The sequence below is a fragment of the Streptomyces sp. NPDC001714 genome, assembly GCF_042892755.1.
Taxonomy (GTDB): Bacteria; Actinomycetota; Actinomycetes; order Streptomycetales; family Streptomycetaceae; genus Streptomyces.
Map to the genome: position 1 here is coordinate 14,111 of NZ_JBIAUL010000035.1, position 17,327 is coordinate 31,437.

A 17,327-nucleotide genomic window follows, 5' to 3' on the forward strand; every position below is an offset into this window, starting at 1 on the left:
GCAGGCCGCGGCGTCCACGGGCTCCCCCGCCTGATGAGGGCAGCAGCCCGGGGTCGCGTCCAGCCCTTAAGGCTGTCGTTTCACGGCCTGCCCAGTGACGGCATGGTGCGGGCCCCGATGCCGGCGCTCGCAGCCAGACAGGAACGTGCCGCGGACCATCGACCGCCGACCCCGACGGGCTGCGTAGAGATCACCTCCCATCGCGACATCAAGCGGTGCCGCGCCTGTCCTTCACGCGAGAATATGTAACAGATTCTCGACCCTGGCTAGAATCTGTTACACGATGGAGTTGATCCTGTGCCCGCACCTGGCGCCCGGGAGAGACAAGGAGCATCGACATGGATGCAGCATCGGCAGACTTCGACCTGGCGTTTCGCCCCGCCAACCCGCTCGACCGGTCCGACCCGCCCATCCCGGGCCCCGAACCCGGGACGCGGATCATCCCCGCAGGGAGCACGCAGGGCGAAGGAGCCCACCCCACGCCCATCGATATCGAGGTCCTCCAGGATGTGGTGATCCCGCTGCGCGACGGAGTGAGCCTCTATGGCGACGTGTACCGGCCCACCCCGGCCGCCGGCCCGCTCCCCGCGATCCTCATCTACACCCCGTACGGCAAGCGCGGCGGCTGGTGGAACACGAACATGGCGGCGACCCGCTTCGGGGTGCCGCCGAAGGACGTCTCCGGGTTCCAGGCGTTCGAGGCGCTCGACCCCGCGTACTGGTGCGCGAACGACTACGCCCTGATCGTGGTCGACGCGCGCGGAACTGGCCACTCCGGGGGCGACATGCTGTTCTTCGGCACCGCCGAGGGCCACGACGTGTATGACACGATCGAGTGGACAGCCGCGCAGGACTGGTGCACCGGCAAGATCGGAATGGCCGGCAACTCGCAGCTCAGCATGGTGCAGTGGGCCACCGCGGCCGTGCGCCCGCCGCACCTGGCGGCCATCGCCCCCTGGGAGGGGATGAACGACATCTATCGCGATGTGAACGTCCGGGGCGGTATCCCGTACACGGACTTCCACGACCAGGACATCATCGCCTTCCTCTACGGCACCGGACGGTTCGAGGACCTCGCCGAAATGATCCGGCGGTATCCGACCGACAACGCATACTGGGCGGACAAGCGTCCGGATCTTGCCTCCGTGGACGTGCCGGCCTATGTGGTGGCGAGCTGGTCGAACCCGATCCACACGCGCGGCACCCTTCAGGCGTTCCGGCAGCTGGGCAGCGAGCGCAAGTGGCTGCGCATCCACAACGTTCAGGAGTGGGTCGACATCGCCACGCCGGAGCGGGTCGAGGATCTGCGCCGATTCTTCGACCGGTACCTGCACGGCCACGACAACGGGTGGGAGGACACCCCCCACATCCGGCTCTCCGTCCTCGACCCAGGCGGCGAGGACATCGTCGACCGTGTGGAGGAGACCTGGCCCCCCGAGCACGTGACGCCGACGCCCCTGTACCTGGACGGGGCAACGGGCCGGCTCACAGCCGAGCCGCCGGCGAACGAGGCTTCCGTCTCCTACGAATCAACCGACAAGAAGGCCGCAGCCGTTTTCCGTTTCGCTGTGGAGCGGGAGGCCGAACTGCTTGGTCCGCTCAGCCTCCAGCTGTGGATCGAGACGTCTGAGGGCGACGATCTCGACGTGTACGCGGCGGTGTACAAGACCGACGCCGACGGCAACGTGCTGTACCACTTCCCCTTCCCCGGTCTGGGAGCAGACGCCTTCACGGACGTACTCGCACAGGACGGGAAGCTGCCCTCCGCAGTGGCCTACGCCGGACCCCTCGGCCGCATCCGGGCCTCGCACCGTGCCCTCGATCCCGAGCGGTCCACGGAACTGGAGCCGTACCTGACCCATGCGCGGGAGGAACACGTCAGCTTGGGCCAGGTCGTCAAGCTGGACCTCGCTCTGTGGCCCACCGGGATGCTCCTGCACCCCGGCGAGACACTCGTGCTCGAGATCGCCGGCCGCCCGGCAGGCCCCACCACCCCGCCGCGGACGCAGCCTGTCGACCCTGACGCGGAGGACGTCCACTCCCGCAACATGGGAACCCACACCGTCCGCACCGGCGGCAGTCTCGCCTCCTGTCTCCTCCTGCCGTTCACACCGTGACCGGCCCGCTCTGCCGCCCCGGCCCGCAATCCCGGTGGCCGCGGCGGCAGAGCGGCCCTCGCCGCCTCAGCACCCTGACCTAACATCATCTCGTGCCAGCAAAGACCCCGCGTCGTCCGCCGCTCAGCATCGTCATGACGACGTTCGGGCTGCGCGCCGACCTCGGGTTTCCGGGACCGCTGTCGGCTGGCCTCTTCGTGCACGTCGGCCTCGCCCTCGGCATCAACGAACCCGCGATGCGCGCCGCGCTGCGCCGCTCCGCGGAGCGCGGCCTGCTCCAGGACCACCGCGTCGGACGGTCGGTCGAGTACGACCTCTCCGCCTCCGGCAGCGCGCTCGTCCGCCAGGCCGGAACCCGGATGTTCGACCCGGCGGCACTCGGCCACTCGGCCGACGAGTGGACACTCCTGGCCTTCCCCACCCCGCCTGCGCTGCGCAACGACCGCTACGCGCTCGGCACCCGACTCGAATGGGCCGGCTTCGGGCGCCTGATGTCCAACGTGTGGATCACACCCGGCCGCGTCGACGCATCCGCCATCCTCGACTACGCCGACCCCGCCGAAGGACAACCGGCCGCCTTCGAAGCCGTCGCCATCACCCCCACCGACGTCTCCTCGCTCATCGAACGCGTCTGGGACATGGCCGCCCTGCGGCAGGCCCACGAGACCTTCCTGGGCCGCTGGGAAGCAGTACAGCCGACCACCGACAACCAACTGCCCCAACTGGTCGAACTCTTCGACACCTGGGGCGACCTGCTGCGCGCCGACCCCGGACTCCCCACCGAACACCTCCCGCCCGACTGGCCGGCGACCAGATCCGCTCGCGAGTTCCACCGACTGCGAGACGCCTTGTGGCACGGAGCACGCGACGAGCTGGCCAGGCTGCATCCCCGGCGGACACAAGGCTGAAGGCGCCCGCCGTCGAGTACACCCCCGAGGAGTGGGATCGGATCCTGGTGGTCAACCTGCGCGGCACCTTCCAGCCCGCCCAGGCAGCCGCCCGCCAGTGGATCGCCCAGGGCAGCGGCGGGTCGGTCACCATGACGTCATCCATCGCCGGTGCGGTCGGCATCCCCACCCTGGCCCCGTACGCGGCCGGCAAGGGCGGCATCAACCAGCTCGTGCGCACCCTCGCAGCGGAATGGGCAGAACACCACATCCGGGTCAACGCGGTCGCCCCCGGCCACGTCGCCAACATCATGGACAGCGTCACCGCCCACGACGACCCAGCCTCCGACCGACGCATCAACATCATCACCCCGCTCGGCCGCCGGGCCACCGTCGAGGAGATCGCCGCCCCCTACGCCTTCCTCGCCTGCCGCCGCCTACATCACCGGAGCTGTCCTGGCCGTGGACGGCGGTTACACCGCGACCTGACCGCCCCACTTCCCCCGCATGGCGCAGCGTGAAGGCCCTCCTGCGGCCTCCCCGTCGCGGCGGTGTTTGGCCAGTCCGGTCGGCACCAGGTTGCGGTCAATGGTCAGAACAGGCCCGAGATACAGGTGAGCCGGCGCTTGATGGTCCGTGCCGAGAGCCCGGCTTCACCGTCTTCGAGCCGGACGACCGTCGGGTCTCGCCGTGGCTTCCTCTGCGCGGCGGTCAACGCGAAGAGTTCCGCGGTGACGACACCGGCCGACCGGCTCCTTGGACACCACTGAGGACAAGACCTTCAGGTCGTATGCCGTGGCCAGGAGGGGGTTCGGCCAGCAGCGAGCCGCCACGAACTCCCGCCTGCGCGCGGCGACCCGGGCTACGTGAGAAAGGAGTGGAGAAGTGTCACCTGGCGACCACCAGGTGACCGCTGCCTGCCGGGCCCTTAGGCGAATCCCAGGTGACGATTTCAGAGCGAGCAACCCGCCGCCGACACACCTCGTGAAACTCCCGCACCGCTTCGGAAGGACATCCAATGACCGCCAACGCACCTAAGGCCCCGACTGCACCAGGGGTGCGGTCCTGGTGGGGAATCCCGTACGCCACCGCCGAGCGATACCGCCGCCCCGTGCTCGCGGACTTCGATCCGGACCGCCCCTACGACCGCAAGGGCGTCGTCTCCGTCCAGCCCGACAGCGGCGACTGGCTGGAGGCGGACAGCGGGATCGGCGAGGACTGCCTGAACCTGAACGTGTGGGCGCCCGAGCTCCCGGCCGGGACGGCGCTCCCGGTGGCCGTGTACATCCACGGTGGCGGATTCGAGTACGGCGCCAACACGCAGATCACCTCGAACGCCTCCGGTCTCGCTGCGACGGGGCGCGTGGTGGGCGTGTCGATCAACTACCGGCTCGGCGCCCTGGGCGCGGTCTCGCTGTCGCAGTACGGCGGCGCTCTCGCCGAGGCCAGCAACCTCTGCCTGCAGGACGTCATCGCCGCGCTGACCTGGATCAAGCAGAACATCGCCCAGTTCGGCGGCGACCCCGACAACGTCACCGTCTACGGCCACAGCGCCGGCGGCTTCTCCGCCTTCGGGCTGCTCGGCGCCCCGTCCGCCAACGGCCTGTACCGGCGTCTGGCCGGATTCTCCGGCGCCGCCTCGCGCGTCCAGCCGGCCTGGTGGGCCGAAGAGCTCGCGCACCGGTTCGTCACCGAACTCGGCGTCGCGGACAACCCGGAGAAGCTGCTCAGCCTGGACGCGTCAGCCCTGGTTCCCGCCCTGCACAAGGTCCTCCCGACGGACCTCGGCGTCCGCGCCGGAGTGGACTCCAAGGCCATGGGAGTCGTCCTGGACACCGGACAGCCCGGAGCGGTGCTCCGCGCCCACCCCATGGACGTACTCGTCTCGGGCACACACCGCGACATCGACATCCTGCTGAGCGCGGCCACCGACGAGCTGGGCTGGTGGGTGGCGAACGACTTCGACCGCTTCGACCCGCACACCGTCGAGGCCATCACCGACGAAGTCGCCGGGTGGCGCATTCCCCGCTCCCGCGCGCAGCAGATCGTCGACGCTTACGACCGGGGCGGCCGCACTCCGGCCGAGGTCCGCTCCGCGCTCCTGACGGACTACATCTACGGGCTCCCCGCCGCGCGCGCTGCCCTGGCCCACGCCGCCGCGGGCGGCAACGCCCACCTCATGGCGATCGGCCCCGCCGAGGGCGTTGCCGCCGTCCACGGCAGCGAAATGCACGCCCTGGTCGGCCAGGAACAGCCGGGGCGCAGCGCTGAGCAGGCCGAGCGCGACACCCGCATCCGCGACATCGTGCTGGACTTCGCCACCGGCGAGTACAACCGTCTGTGGCCCGCCGTGGTCGACCGGCCCACCTCCGGGAGCGTCGGCGCGATGCCCTTCGAGGCCGCCGCGCATTACCAGGCGGCTCTCGACCTGTACGAGGGCATCGACCGCCCGTGACAGCCGCAGGTCGACGGACAAGGAGCTTGGCATGAGCCACCCCACGGCAGCCGACGGCGCCACACCCGCGACGATGCGGGCCGTCGTCATCACTCACCCGGGCGGCCTCGACGCACTGGAGGTCAAGGACGTGCCGGTGCCCGCACGCAAGCCCGGTTGGGTGCGGGTCGAGGTGAGGGCGTTCGGCGTCAACGAGTCCGAGGTCATGACCCGAAAGGGGGAGTCGGACGCGGAGGTCACCTACCCGCGCGTCCCTGGGATCGAGGGCGTCGGCGTGGTCGACGAGGCCGACGAGGCCGACGAGGACAGCGGGCTGCACCCGGGACAGCAGGTCGCGACCATGATGGGCGGCATGGGCCGCTCCTACGACGGCGCCTACGCCCAGTACGTGACCGTCCCCGCCGGGCAGGTCATCCCGTTCGAGACCGGCCTGCCGTGGGACGTGGTCGGTGCCCTGCCGGAGATGTTCCAGACCGCGTACGGCTCGTTGACCCGCGGCCTGGACCTGAAGTCCGGGCAGACGCTGCTGATCCGCGGCGGCACCTCCACGGTGGGGCTGAGCGCGGCGACGATGGCCAAGGAGATCGGCGCCACCGTCATCTCCACCACCCGCAACGCCGAACGCGGCGCCGAGCTGCGGGCGATGGGGGTCGACCACCCGGTCGTGGACGACGGGCACCTCGCCGAGAAGGTCCGCGACCTGGTTCCACAGGGCGTCGACGCGGCGCTGGAGCTGGTGGGCTGCACGGTCCTGCCGGACACCTTCGGATGTGTGCGGGTGCACGGCGCCGTCTGCTTCACCGGCGCTCTGGGCGGCGGGTGGTCCATCCCGGACTTCAGCCCCTTCATGATCCCGAGTGGGGTGCGGCTGACCAGCTACGCGGGCGAGGCCACCGACCTGCCCGCCCAGGTGTTCCAGCAGCAGCTCCAGGCGATTGCCGACGGCCGGCTCAAGGCCCCGGTCGCCAAGACCTACCGGGGTCTGGATCAGGTGCGCGACGCCCAGGCCGACGTCGAGTCCGGCACGACGCCGGGCAAGCATGTGGTGCTGCTCGGCGACTGAGCCGAAGAGGGAAAGGCCGGCTCCCCGACGCCGGCCGCCGCCTATCGCTCACGGCCGTTGGTGGCCTCGCGGGCCGCGAACGCGGCCGGAGTCAGACCGGTGCGCTCACGGAAGAAGCGGCCGAAGTTCGCGGGATCGGTGAAGCCGAGGTGCGCGGCCACAGCCCGGGCGTCCCACCGAGCACCTCCTAGCAGGCGCCGGGCTTCGAGCAGCCGCCGCTCGTCGATGAGCTCCCGGACCCCTTTGCCGGTGGCGTCCCGGGCGGCGCGGCTGAGGGTGCGGACCGAGCAGCCGAGCAGCTCGGCGTAGTCCGCGGCCCGGTGCAGTTCGCGGAAGTGCAGCTCCAGGGCGTCCACGAACCGTCCGTAGGTTTCACCACGGCCCGTACCGGCCGTGAGGTCGGCGGGGGCGATGCCGGGGGAGTTGGCGAGACGCAGCAGGAGCGATTCGAGCAGGCTGCGCCGCAGGGCGTGGTGGACGTCGAGTGGGCGGCGCCCCAGTGCGCGGTGTTCGTCCAGGAGCTGGAGTGCCGTCTGCCGGAGCCAGACGGCGTCGTCGGGGTGCGGACTCAGCACGGCAGGGGCCTCGTGCGAGGTGAGCGGGGCCAGGAGACGGGCGGTGCCGGCCGTCAGCACGCCTGGCTCGAACAGGATGAACGGGCCGCGGGCGGCGCCGGGCGGATGCCAGCATTGCGCGTGCCCGGGACGCACCCACAGCCACTGGCCGGGGGAGACGGTCCGCGTGACGTGATCGACGTCGTGCCGCAACTCGCCCTCGGTGACCAGGATCAGGTAGTGGAAGGTGGCACGCCCCGGACGGGGCGGGTTCCACGGCCAGTCGTCGTGCTGCGCGAAGAAGTCCTCGACGGTACTGACCTCAAGGCCGTACGGAGTGCCGTCCGGGGGCTGGAAACCGTACAGCGGAATTGCGGCCGATGCGCCCTGTCCGCCCGGGCTGGGGTGTCGCTTGTCGACCATCACGTGTCCGCAGCCTACTGCCCTTTGCGTCGGCTCCGAGGGAAGGATGGGACGTGCCGCCGCGACCGCGTGGCGTGCCTCCGCGTCCTTTGACGCCACATTCCGACACCAGCCGAGGAGGCCCAACCGCCCATGGACGGACCAACCCTGCAGCAGACCGCCGCCGACTGCGCGGAAGAACTCCCCGGAGCCCAGCCGGAGCACCCCTTCGGCTCCGGCTGGGAGGTCTTCAAAGTACGCGGCAAGGTGTTCATGCTGATGACCGAGGTCCCCGGCCGGCCTGTCGTGATCCTCAAGGCGGACCCCGGCGAGGCCCTCGCCTTGCGGGAACACAACAGCCACATCACTCCCGGCTATCACATGAACAAGAAGCACTGGATCACGCTGGAGGGCGGGGACGGCGTCGGCAAGGAACTCGTCAGGGAACTCGTCACCGACTCCTACCTGCTCGTCGTCGCCCACCTGCCCAAGGCCGAGCAGCCCGTCGACCCACGCACCTACGGCAACGGCACGCGGTCGGCCCGGTGAGCGCGGCCGGCGACCGGCTTCAGAGCACTGCCCGCCAGGTGGCCCTGGCCCTCCCCGACGTCAGCCACGGACGTCCCTTCACCCCCGCACTCGACGTGTACAAGGTCGCGGGCAAGGTATTCCTGATCGTCACCGACGACGCGGACGAGCAGATCATCACGGTCAAGTGCGCACCCGAACACGCCCGCGCACAAGAGCGCGGCTACCCCACGATCACTCCGGGCCGCTACCTCGACAAACGGCACTGGATCTCGCTCGGCCCCGGCCCCGGCATCACCGAGCGACTGATCACCGACGCGGTCGAGAGCTCCTACGACCTGGTCGTCGAGCGGCTGCCGCGCCGCGACCGCCCCGGTGCTCGATGAACGCCGCGACCGGCTGAGCCCTCACGTGTCCGTGCCCCGCGCCTGGCCTGCCGCGTCACCATACGTCCGCCGCCGACCCGAGAGACCGATGGAACCGACCGAAGCGCCCCTGCCGCTCTTCGACGAGGAGCCCACCCGGCCACTCGCCGACCGCCTGCGCCCCACCCGGCTGGACGACGTCGTCGGGCAGGACCCGCCGCCCATCTTGTTCGTGCCTGCCGAGCCCGGTCTGGAGTGCGATCAGGTGGCGGACAATCTCTCGATCCACCTGCTGGTCGCGGGCCGGTCGATCGGCGCCTGGGGATGAGGCGCGCGACCGTCTCTCCGCTTGGGGGCGCGTCAGGGAAGGATCCCCATGAGCGCGGAGAGTGCCTGAGGCCACGCAGCGTCGCAGGGCGTTCCGTAGCCGCCGACGAGGGCGTCGCCCATGACGTGCTGGGACTGCGCGTGGCGGTATCGGGACAGGCCGGCCACTTTCAGCCCTTGCCGGGTCGCCGATTGAACGACGTGCTGCTCGGTCCCGGGCGGCAGACTGAGAACCGTATGCAGGCCGGCCGCTGTTCCTGTGACGTGCACATGGGGAGCGTGCTGGGCCAGGGCTGCGACCAGAGCCTCTCGCCGATCGCGGTAGCGCCGGCGGGCAGCACGTACGTGACGGCCGTACGCGCCGGAGGTGATGAATTCCGCCATCGTCAGCTGGCTCAGCACCTCGCACGAGTCGATCTGTCCCTTGGCCGCCACAGCCTCCTCAGCGAGCGCGGGAGGCAGCGCCATCCAGGCCAGCCGCAGGCCAGGCACAAGAGTTTTGCTGGCGGTACCCAGATAGACCACGGAGTCTGGAGCGAGTGCCTGGAGCGCTCCGACGGACCGGTGGTCGAACTGGAACTCACCGTCGTAGTCATCGTCCAGGACCAGGCCGCCTGTCCGTCTGGCCCAGTCCACGACAGCCGTCCGGCGATCGCGCTGCAGTGTCGTGCCCAGAGGGAACTGGTGAGCCGGCGTGAGCAGGACCGCATCGGTGCCCTGAGGTGGGACCGGGTCGGTTCCGTGCGGGTCGAAGGGAAGCGGGAGGGTCTCCAGCCTCGCAGCTGCCAGCAGGCCGCGGTGCCTGTCTGGCCCGTAGGACTCGATGGCGACACTCCGTGCCCGTCGGCCGGCCAGGACCTCGCTCAGGATCTGCAGACCGTGCGAGACACCAGCGCAGATCAGTATGTGTTCCGGACTCGTGTACACGCCCCGGGCTCCGGCGAGATGATCAGCGAGTGCGGCCCGTAGCTCCGGCCGGCCGCGGGGGTCGCCGTAGCCGAACGCGTCGTCGGGAGCCGCGGCCAGGGCCCGGCGTGTGGCCTTCAGCCAGGCTGCACGAGGAAACGCGGTGAGGTCGGGGCTGCCCGGGATCAGGTCGTAGCACGTTTCACCGGACGGTTCGGCAACTGATCGGTCCGGGACCGGCCGAGTGATCATCGAGTCTGTCACGAGTGTGCCCGAGCCTCCGCGGGCGGTGAGCCATCCCTCGGCGACGAGGTCACCATAGGCGTCGGCCACGGTGTTGCGGGCAACACCCAGGTCGGCGGCGAGCCGACGGGAGGAGGGCAGCCGCATCCCGGGCGCCAGGCAGCCGCTGCGGACAGCTTCGCGCACGGCGGCGGCCAGCGCGCGGCGCACGCGCACACCCCCCTCAGCTCGGATCACTTCACTCTCGATGGCCTGTCGCAGCCGCGCTGGGTCGGCGGTACTGCGGGCATCAGGAGACTCGACGGGCATGACGACGGTCAGCCCCGGCGGCCGAAGGTCTGCGGATCCACGGGTTGCTCGGACTTGGGGAGGCCGCGGACCACGAGACGGTAGGAGTCGATCACGAGTTCCTTCACCAGCTCCTCGTCCACGGTGCCCCCGCCCTCCACCGTGATCCAGTGCCTCTTGTTCATGTGATAGCCGGGGGTGATGTCCTTGTGCCGCTCCCGCAGGGCTGCGCCGTCGTCCGGGTCAGCCTTCAGGATCACGACAGGGTGCCCGGGCATGTCGGTCATGAGCATGAATACCTTGCCGCCGACCTTGTAGAGGTCCCAGTCGGGGCCGATGCGGTGCTCCAGGTCGGCGCCGGGCAGTTCCGCGGTGCTGGCGCCCGCGATCTTCTGCAGCTCCTGTCCGTCCATGGTGGTCAACTCCTCATTCGTCGAGTCCCCGACCGACCGGCCGGGGCCAAGGTGGTGTCTGGTCCAGAACGTCCCGTTGGCTCCGCCGCAGGCAGTTCCCGCCGGCCAGGTTCACAGAGCAGCCGCTCCGTTCACGCAGCCAGTCGACGTAGTAGGTCTGGACGTAACCGGCCGCCGTAGGCGGAACGTCGCCGCCCGGCACGCGCCCTGCCGGTTTCGTGGCGCTCGGCGGTTTGGCTGACCTGAGCAACAGCGCAGCCGAGACGGTGTGTGCTCGGCTGGCGGGCGCCGGCCCCCGGTCGGCGTAGTCGGACGGGACCGGCCAATGAGAACTGGACGTCCATGTGCATGGTCCTTACCGTCCTAGAGATCTTCGGGGAGCCTGACTCCCGGCTGTCCGCAGGAGGCCGCCCTCTCCAAACGTACCGCAAGTCGGCCGTTTTTAAGGACTAAATAGTCCTGTCTTGTGGAGTGGCCCTCCGCTTCTGACTGAAGACGGGGCTGCGCACCGGCGCAGGAGGGACTACGTCGGTGCGTGCGGACGGACACCTCCTCCCGCTGCCGAACCACCTCCGGACAGCCTGCGGCCGTCGGGAGGCGGTGCTGGCGCTGGAGATGCCGACGCGACCGCCTGTGGTGCGGCACCAGGATTTCTGGGTGCCGCACCTGTCGTAGACGGCTTAGCGCCCCGATGGGTCTTTGGCCGGCGAAGCGCCCTCGGCGGGCATGGCGTAAGCCTTGACGTGGCCGATCGCCATGTCCAGGGCGATCCGCATGGGCTTGACGTCCTGGGCCGTCTGGGCGAGGAGGTAGCCCCCCTGCAGGGCGGCCATGAGGCCGGTGGCCAGCTCTTCGGCATCTGCGTCGGCCCTGAGGACTCCAGAGTCCTTCATTCGCTCGAGCCCGGCCTCGAGTAGTCCCTCCCAGGTGTCGAAGTGCCGGGCGAGCGCGTCGCGTGCCTCTTCGTCCTGATCGGCCAACTCGCTGGCAAGGGATCCGAGCGGGCAGCCGTACGCCCCGTTTCGGAGAGCGTTGTGTTCGATCATTGCGTCCCGCCAGCGCTCCAGTCCGCGGAGGGAGTTGAGCCGCTGGAGTAGCTGGTGCTGGCGTTTGAGCAGTTCAGTGGCCTGCAATGCGACAACGTCCCGCACCAGTGCATCCTTGTCGGGGTAGTGGCGGTAGAGCTGGGATTTGCTCGTTCCGCTGGCTGCCCTGACCTCGTCGAGGGTCGTGGCAGACACGCCCCTGACGTACATCATGTCGGCGGCAGCCCTCAGAATGCGCTCCCGGGTTGCCCGCCCGCGCTCAGTCAGCCGGGAGTCGTGTCTGTCGCGCGTCTGTTCCGCCACATGGGCCAGATTACCGCTGCGTACGCTAGCAGGATTGAAAAGGGACCTCAAGGTCCTTTTTCTGCGCCTCCTGGGTGGGACCGGCCGGGAGGCGCACCCGGCCGAGTGCGCCTGGGTTCCGGGCCGGCACTACCACGGGACGATCTGGCCCCTGGCGCAGCCTCTGAGGCCGAAGCGGTCCCCGCCCCTCTGTTTGTCCCCTCCCCATTGGCCAGGCGCACGTGGCATCGGCAACGTCCCGACCCGCGATGACGCCTTCGATCCGACCGAGCGGATCACCGGGAGGGCGATCGTCGGCGTTCGTCGACACACACAGTCGGCCGGTGCCGCCCCAGAGTGACCGGCCGCGTGGACGAGGCCTGCTCTGCGGCAGATAGTTGATGAAGGACGACGAGGTCATATCGCTCGACGATGAGGGTGAGCGGCAAATGGACGCCTCGGACGAACTTCTTCAGATGGCTGCACCGTCGGCTCTTTTGACCCTGGACGGAGCGATCCGCAGCCTCAACGCGGCAATGGCCAGGACACTGGGCAGGTCCGTGGAGCAGTGCGTGGGTCGTGGCTTCGGTGATCTGTTGCCCGCAAGCCAGCTGACTGCGGTCAAGTGTCTCGTGGCCCATGCCGCCACGACGAAGACGGTTGCGATGCGGGTGCTGGAGTTCCCCGGGCCAGGTACAGCATCTGTCGTCTGCCTTGTCGAGGCACGACCAGTGAATGATCCCGTAGGTGGCGGGTCGCTGGTGTGGGTGCACTCATTGAACGCGGGAAACGACTTGGGCGCCCTGCTGATTCCGTTCCGTCTGGCAGCCAAGGCCGCCAACCTCGGTCTGTGCATGTATTCACCCCAGGAGCGCGAGCTGGAGTGGCTGGGCGGCGCACCCGCCTTGGCGGCGCTGTTCCCGGAGGCCTCCATGTCGTTGTCCGAGGTGGTTCGGCGAGTCCACCTCGATGACCGCGGGGCGCTGCGGCGGCTCGTGGGTTCTACGGCCGCCCGGTCCCCCTGGATCAGGTTTCGGTTCCTCACCGAGCGCGATGGCTGGCACCTTCTGGTCTGCCGGGCCCGTCGGCTCATTCTGGGGTTTGGCGGCCCTGAGCGGGTCTTCGGCGTGATCCGCGATGACACCAAGAGGGAAGCGCGCAGACGCAGAGCGAAGGAGGCGCTGAGTGCTGAGCGTCAGCGCGCCGACGAGATCGCGGCCTTCTCTTCCGCCGTGATGACTGCAGTCACGGAGCAAGAAGTACGGCAGGTCGTCCTGACCCGGCTCGCCGCGACATTCGGTGGTACCGGCGCCGCGCTGGCGTTCATCACGCAAGGCCGCCTACGCGTTTCCTCCGATGCCGGGATCCCGATGCCGGTGGCCGCCCTGCAAGGCCTGCCGCTAGACGCCCCCAGCGCGCTGCCCCATGTGATCCGCACCGGCGAGCCGCAGTTCATTCCCAACCAGGAGGACTACATCCGCCGCTGGCCGCACGGGGCCATGGCGCCGTACTTCGACCAGCTCGACACCGGTTTCGCCATCTCGATCACCTCCCTCAGCCCGATCGGCGATCAGCCGCTCGGGGCCTGGTTGGTGACCTACGCCAGCGAACACCACTCGTCCCCGGATGAGCGCGCCCTCATGGGTACTCTTGCCGATCTTGCAGGCCAGGCACTGAAACGCGTTAGCTTGCAAGAGGCACGAGTCGAGCTGGCCACGGCGCTCCAACAGACCATGCTCCCCACGTTGCCCGAGCACCTCCCCGGCCTGGAGGTCGCCGCCCGATACCGACCAAGCCGCGACGGGCTCGATATTGGCGGAGACTGGTACGACGCCTTCGTCATGCCCGACGGTGCCGTCGCCCTGGAGATCGGCGACGCCCAAGGGCACGACGTGGACGCCGCCGCCTTCATGGGACAGGTGCGCGCATCCATGCGCGCGATCGCCGCCCACGAACCGGGTCCCGCAACCGTGCTGGCTCGCACCAACGAGCTGCTCGTCACGATGGGCGCAGCACGATTCGCCAGCTGCACCATGCTGCGCATCGACCCAGGCGACGGACGGGTCACCGGTGCGAGCGCCGGCCATGTGCCGTTGCTGTACGCACGCGACGACGGCAGCCACAGCATCCACGAGTTGCCGGGAGGCCCGGTGCTAGGAGTCGTGCTCGGCACCGAGTACGGCGAGGAGACCTTCGCATTGCACGAGGACAGCGCGCTGGTCATGGTCACCGACGGCGTGGTCGAGGGGCCGGGCCTCACATTGGAGGCCGGGCTGGAACGCGCCGGAACACTGGCCGGCGCGGCCCTCCACGACGGGCTGAATGCCGAGGAGACCGCCGACCGCGTCCTCGACGCTGCTGTCGCGGTGGACCACCTGGACGACGTGGCTGTGCTGGTCATCCGGCGCGCATGAGGCTCGATGCGTCCGTGCGCGGGCAAGGTCCTACAGTTAGCTGCTCCAGACAGGTGGCGGCGGAGCCGAACGCGCTCCTCGAACCGCGCAGGTGGGTTCAGGTGCGAGCGAAGGCCGCGATGTGGTCCAGTGCCATGTCCAGCGCGACGGCCATCGGCTCGGAGCTGTGAGCGTTCTGCGCAAGCACGTAACCCCCCTGCAGGGCGGCGAGCAGACCGGTGCCCAAGCGCTGTGGGTCCGCGTTCTCGGAGAGTACGCCGAGGGCGCGGAGCCGGGTCAGTGTCTCGACGAGCATCCGCTGCCAGGCGTCGAATGATGTGTTGAGCGCTTGCCGGGACTGCTCGTCGTTGTCCGACAGCTCGATCGACATCGCACCCAGCGCGCACCCGTACGAGCCGTCCTGCAACGAGTTGGAGTGGACCAGTGCGTCACGCCAGCGGCGCAGACCGGCAAGGGTCCTCACGCCGCGCAGGTGCTGCTCCTCGCGGGCGAGGACGAACTTCGACTGCACGTCGATCACGGCGTGGATCAGCGCGCGTTTGTCCTCGAAGTGGTTGTACAGCTGAGACTTGCTCGTTCCGCTCGCCAGCCGGACGTCATCGAGCGTGGTGGCGGTGACGCCCCTGACGTAGAACAGCCTGGCTGCCGAATCAACGATGCGTGAGCGGGTCTCCAGGCCGCGTGGCGTGCGGCGAATATCGCTGGTTGCGGACACGGTGTCTCCCTCAGGCACGCTACTCACTCGTACTGCTCGGCCGTTCGGTGCATGTCAAGCGTGGCGCCCCCGTTCTCCAGGTGGATCAGTTGTGACACCCAAACGACCATAAGGGTCGACCGGTTGGAGATGACGCCCTTGTGATTCTTCACGCGCGTTGCGATCGCGTCGCGGCCTGTGAGCAAGGGCCGGACCTGGCCGGCATCGCCCAGGTCCGTGTCCGCCCGCTGCGGCACCCCGGTGCCCGGGGCCGTATCTCCTCGTGGACGGATGCGGGCACCGGGGTGTGCATGCGGAGTCGGCAGGCCTTGTCGTCGTTCCTACTGAGTCTTAACACAATGATGGACTAAATAGTCCACTCAAGGAATCGATAGGGCCTGGGTGAGGCTGGTGTGAGGCTGTCCGATCCCTCGCAGTTCGACCAGCGAGGTCGCTCGCCATGTGGCTTCACCTGCGGGTTTGACCTGCACATTTAAGAGGTCGGTCCCTAGCTCGACCCGCGCGGAGGCGACCTGGCGGACGCTTCCCCTCCCAGGGATGGGTTGCACAGCAGATTCTGGTCTGTATAGTCCTTTCTGTGAGGTGCCCGAGGTGATGGAGAGATCCGGAACTCGGCACCGGAGGAGTCACCGCCCTCAATGGAGGCCACCGGGCGCGACCGACGCGACCGTCGAGGTCGCGGCGGGCGCAGGAAGAGCCTGCGGTTGAGCTCCCAAACACAGCGAGCCCGGCTTGGGCTCGACGACTGTTCACACCCGATCGGAGCTCGATTCGCCGTGTCACGACTGAACGTTCCCGCTTCAGAGGATGTGTCTGCCGGCGCGCAGCAGATACTCGGCAACATTGGTGCGCAGCTGGGCTTCGTCCCGAACATGTTCAAGACCCTCTCGTCGAACCCGGCGGTTCTCGAGGTCGTCACGACTCTGCAGGGCACTTTGAGCCGGGCGCTCGACGCGAGGACGCGGCACAGCATCGCCCTGGCCGTTTCACAGGCCAACTACTGCAGCTACTGCCTTGCGATGCACACCTACGTCGCCACCGAATTCGGCGGCATGTCCGGCGACGACATCGAGCTCGGTCGCGTCGGAAGCTCGGTCGATCCCAAGCGTGCCGCGGCCGCCCGCTTCGCTCAGCAGGTGGTCGAGAGCCGTGGACAGGTCAGCGACACCGACCTCGCGGAGGTACGGGGCGCCGGATACACCGACGCTCAGATCCTGGCCATCGTCGCGGTGGCGGTGCAGTTCCTGCTCACCAACTTCATCAACAACGTCAACCAGACAGACCTCGACATCCCCGCCGCCGACTCGGCCGGTACGACCGTGCGCCAGTGAACCCGCGCCCTGAGCCGCCGGCCCTGCGCGGAAATCGTCCATGGCCCGCTACATCTCGCCTGTTGAGGCCGGCGCGGCGTCAGGAAGGGCCGTGCGTCCGCCGGCAACCCCACTGAGTCAACGATCATTCAGGAAGGCTCGACATGCCGGGCTCCGAACTCTACGAGAAGTTCATGGCGCTGCACACCCGCGACGGTGGCCTCGTCATGCCCAATGCCTGGGACGGCCTCTCGGCGCTGATACTGGCCGATGCCGGGTTCGAGGCGATCGCGACCTCGTCCGCCGCGATCGCCGCCACGCTCGGCCGCCTCGACGGGCGGCACGAAGTCACCCGCGATGAGCACCTTGAGCATGCGCGGCTGCTCGGCAGTCTCACAGGACTGCCCGTCAACGGAGACTTCGAGGACGGATACGGCGACACACCCGAAGACGTCGCCATGACCGTCGAGGCCGCCGTGGAGTCGGGCCTGGCCGGCATCGGAGTGGAGGACACCTCGGGCGATCCCGCCATGCCCATCCGTGACTTCGACGAAGCGGTCCGCCGGGTTCGCAGCGCCGTCGCCGCGTCGAAGGGACGCATCGTCGTTACCGGCCGCACCGACAACTTCATCCAGGGACGACCCGATCTCGACGACACCATCCGGCGCCTGACGGCCTTCGCCGAGGTCGGCGCAGATGTGGTCTACGCGCCGTTCCCACCCGACCTCGACGCACTCGTCGCGATCGTCACCGCGGTCGCCCCGACACCGGTCAACGTCCTGGTGTCTCCGTCGGACAAGGTGCTCACCGTCGCTGAACTGCAGCAGGCGGGGGCCAAGCGCATCAGCTTGGGGCCGCTGCTCTACGCCCACGCGATGGGGGCCGCCGAGGAAGCCACGAAGGCCCTCCTCGCGGGCGACCTCGCCTCGGCGACGACAGGCATGAACTTCGCCCGCGTCAGCGAACTGCTCGCCCGCAGCAAGAACTAACCCGATCAGCACGAATCGCAGAC

16 protein-coding genes are annotated in these 17,327 nt (G+C 69.1%); 11 read left to right on the plus strand and 5 right to left on the minus strand.

All coding sequences use genetic code 11. The annotated features are described in order from the left end of the window. Positions 1-338: 338 nt before the first annotated feature. The 5 genes from ACFY0P_RS48075 to ACFY0P_RS48095 all read left to right on the plus strand — a co-directional run bounded on the left by ACFY0P_RS48075 (position 339) and on the right by ACFY0P_RS48095 (position 6,522). On the plus strand, positions 339-2,117 hold the full coding sequence (locus ACFY0P_RS48075) for a CocE/NonD family hydrolase (protein WP_388928834.1): 1,779 nt from the start codon (positions 339-341) through the stop codon (positions 2,115-2,117). 92 nt (positions 2,118-2,209) lie between these two features. Then, positions 2,210-3,025 carry a PaaX family transcriptional regulator C-terminal domain-containing protein gene (locus ACFY0P_RS48080; RefSeq protein WP_388928835.1) on the plus strand — a complete coding sequence of 272 codons (816 nt, stop codon included), beginning with the start codon at positions 2,210-2,212 and terminating at the stop codon, positions 3,023-3,025. Next, complete coding sequence (locus tag ACFY0P_RS48085) at positions 2,968-3,525, plus strand: SDR family NAD(P)-dependent oxidoreductase (RefSeq protein ID WP_388928836.1); 558 nt, start codon at positions 2,968-2,970, stop codon at positions 3,523-3,525. Before ACFY0P_RS48080 ends, ACFY0P_RS48085 begins: the two co-directional genes overlap by 58 nt. 497 nt (positions 3,526-4,022) lie before the next feature. Next, positions 4,023-5,459, plus strand: a complete 1,437-nt coding sequence (locus ACFY0P_RS48090; RefSeq protein ID WP_388928837.1) for a carboxylesterase family protein — start codon at positions 4,023-4,025, stop codon at positions 5,457-5,459. A gap of 31 nt (positions 5,460-5,490) precedes the next feature. Further along, on the plus strand, positions 5,491-6,522 hold the full coding sequence (locus ACFY0P_RS48095) for an alcohol dehydrogenase catalytic domain-containing protein (protein WP_388928838.1): 1,032 nt from the start codon (positions 5,491-5,493) through the stop codon (positions 6,520-6,522). A gap of 41 nt (positions 6,523-6,563) precedes the next feature. On the opposite strand, the gene ACFY0P_RS48100 is transcribed toward ACFY0P_RS48095, so the two are convergent. Next, positions 6,564-7,502 (minus strand): helix-turn-helix domain-containing protein, encoded by a 939-nt coding sequence (locus ACFY0P_RS48100; protein WP_388928839.1) that lies wholly within the window; start codon positions 7,500-7,502, stop codon positions 6,564-6,566. A gap of 129 nt (positions 7,503-7,631) precedes the next feature. Between ACFY0P_RS48100 and ACFY0P_RS48105 the strand changes: the two genes are divergently transcribed. The 3 genes from ACFY0P_RS48105 to ACFY0P_RS48115 all read left to right on the plus strand — a co-directional run bounded on the left by ACFY0P_RS48105 (position 7,632) and on the right by ACFY0P_RS48115 (position 8,699). Then, positions 7,632-8,027 (plus strand): MmcQ/YjbR family DNA-binding protein, encoded by a 396-nt coding sequence (locus ACFY0P_RS48105; RefSeq protein ID WP_388928840.1) that lies wholly within the window; start codon positions 7,632-7,634, stop codon positions 8,025-8,027. Further along, a complete protein-coding gene (locus ACFY0P_RS48110) occupies positions 8,024-8,392 on the plus strand; it encodes an MmcQ/YjbR family DNA-binding protein (protein WP_388928841.1) in 369 nt (122 codons plus the stop codon). Before ACFY0P_RS48105 ends, ACFY0P_RS48110 begins: the two co-directional genes overlap by 4 nt. A gap of 88 nt (positions 8,393-8,480) precedes the next feature. Beyond that, on the plus strand, positions 8,481-8,699 hold the full coding sequence (locus tag ACFY0P_RS48115; protein ID WP_388928842.1) for a hypothetical protein: 219 nt from the start codon (positions 8,481-8,483) through the stop codon (positions 8,697-8,699). Positions 8,700-8,731: 32 nt separating this feature from the next. On the opposite strand, the gene ACFY0P_RS48120 is transcribed toward ACFY0P_RS48115, so the two are convergent. From ACFY0P_RS48120 to ACFY0P_RS48130, 3 genes are all read right to left on the minus strand, one after another. Continuing rightward, positions 8,732-10,057: a PLP-dependent aminotransferase family protein gene (locus ACFY0P_RS48120; protein WP_388928843.1), complete on the minus strand. Its 1,326-nt coding sequence runs from the start codon at positions 10,055-10,057 to the stop codon at positions 8,732-8,734. Positions 10,058-10,164: 107 nt separating this feature from the next. Next, on the minus strand, positions 10,165-10,548 hold the full coding sequence (locus ACFY0P_RS48125) for an MmcQ/YjbR family DNA-binding protein (protein WP_388928844.1): 384 nt from the start codon (positions 10,546-10,548) through the stop codon (positions 10,165-10,167). A 680-nt stretch (positions 10,549-11,228) separates the two neighbouring features. After that, entirely contained in the window at positions 11,229-11,897 is a 669-nt protein-coding gene (locus ACFY0P_RS48130) for a TetR/AcrR family transcriptional regulator (RefSeq protein WP_388928845.1), read from the minus strand. Between the two features lie 380 nt (positions 11,898-12,277). Here ACFY0P_RS48130 and ACFY0P_RS48135 point away from each other — a divergent pair, with 380 nt between their 5' ends. Next, on the plus strand, positions 12,278-14,290 hold the full coding sequence (locus tag ACFY0P_RS48135) for a SpoIIE family protein phosphatase (protein WP_388928846.1): 2,013 nt from the start codon (positions 12,278-12,280) through the stop codon (positions 14,288-14,290). Positions 14,291-14,387: 97 nt separating this feature from the next. Here ACFY0P_RS48135 and ACFY0P_RS48140 read toward each other — a convergent pair whose 3' ends face one another. Then, positions 14,388-15,005, minus strand: a complete 618-nt coding sequence (locus tag ACFY0P_RS48140) for a TetR/AcrR family transcriptional regulator (RefSeq protein ID WP_388928847.1) — start codon at positions 15,003-15,005, stop codon at positions 14,388-14,390. Between the two features lie 776 nt (positions 15,006-15,781). Between ACFY0P_RS48140 and ACFY0P_RS48145 the strand changes: the two genes are divergently transcribed. Then, positions 15,782-16,336 (plus strand): carboxymuconolactone decarboxylase family protein, encoded by a 555-nt coding sequence (locus tag ACFY0P_RS48145; RefSeq protein WP_388928848.1) that lies wholly within the window; start codon positions 15,782-15,784, stop codon positions 16,334-16,336. A gap of 173 nt (positions 16,337-16,509) precedes the next feature. Continuing rightward, positions 16,510-17,304: an isocitrate lyase/phosphoenolpyruvate mutase family protein gene (locus tag ACFY0P_RS48150; protein WP_388928849.1), complete on the plus strand. Its 795-nt coding sequence runs from the start codon at positions 16,510-16,512 to the stop codon at positions 17,302-17,304. Positions 17,305-17,327: the final 23 nt, after the last annotated feature.

Excerpts from the sequence above, each read along its gene's own strand:
- ACFY0P_RS48075 (WP_388928834.1), top strand. The coding sequence starts at position 339 with ATGGATGCAGCATCGGCAGACTTCGACCTGGCGTTTCGCCCCGCCAAC.
- ACFY0P_RS48090 (WP_388928837.1), top strand. The coding sequence starts at position 4,023 with ATGACCGCCAACGCACCTAAGGCCCCGACTGCACCAGGGGTGCGGTCC.
- ACFY0P_RS48095 (WP_388928838.1), top strand. The coding sequence starts at position 5,491 with ATGAGCCACCCCACGGCAGCCGACGGCGCCACACCCGCGACGATGCGG.
- ACFY0P_RS48105 (WP_388928840.1), top strand. The coding sequence starts at position 7,632 with ATGGACGGACCAACCCTGCAGCAGACCGCCGCCGACTGCGCGGAAGAA.
- ACFY0P_RS48115 (WP_388928842.1), top strand. The coding sequence starts at position 8,481 with ATGGAACCGACCGAAGCGCCCCTGCCGCTCTTCGACGAGGAGCCCACC.
- ACFY0P_RS48125 (WP_388928844.1), bottom strand. The coding sequence starts at position 10,548 with ATGGACGGACAGGAGCTGCAGAAGATCGCGGGCGCCAGCACCGCGGAA.
- ACFY0P_RS48135 (WP_388928846.1), top strand. The coding sequence starts at position 12,278 with ATGAAGGACGACGAGGTCATATCGCTCGACGATGAGGGTGAGCGGCAA.
- ACFY0P_RS48150 (WP_388928849.1), top strand. The coding sequence starts at position 16,510 with ATGGCGCTGCACACCCGCGACGGTGGCCTCGTCATGCCCAATGCCTGG.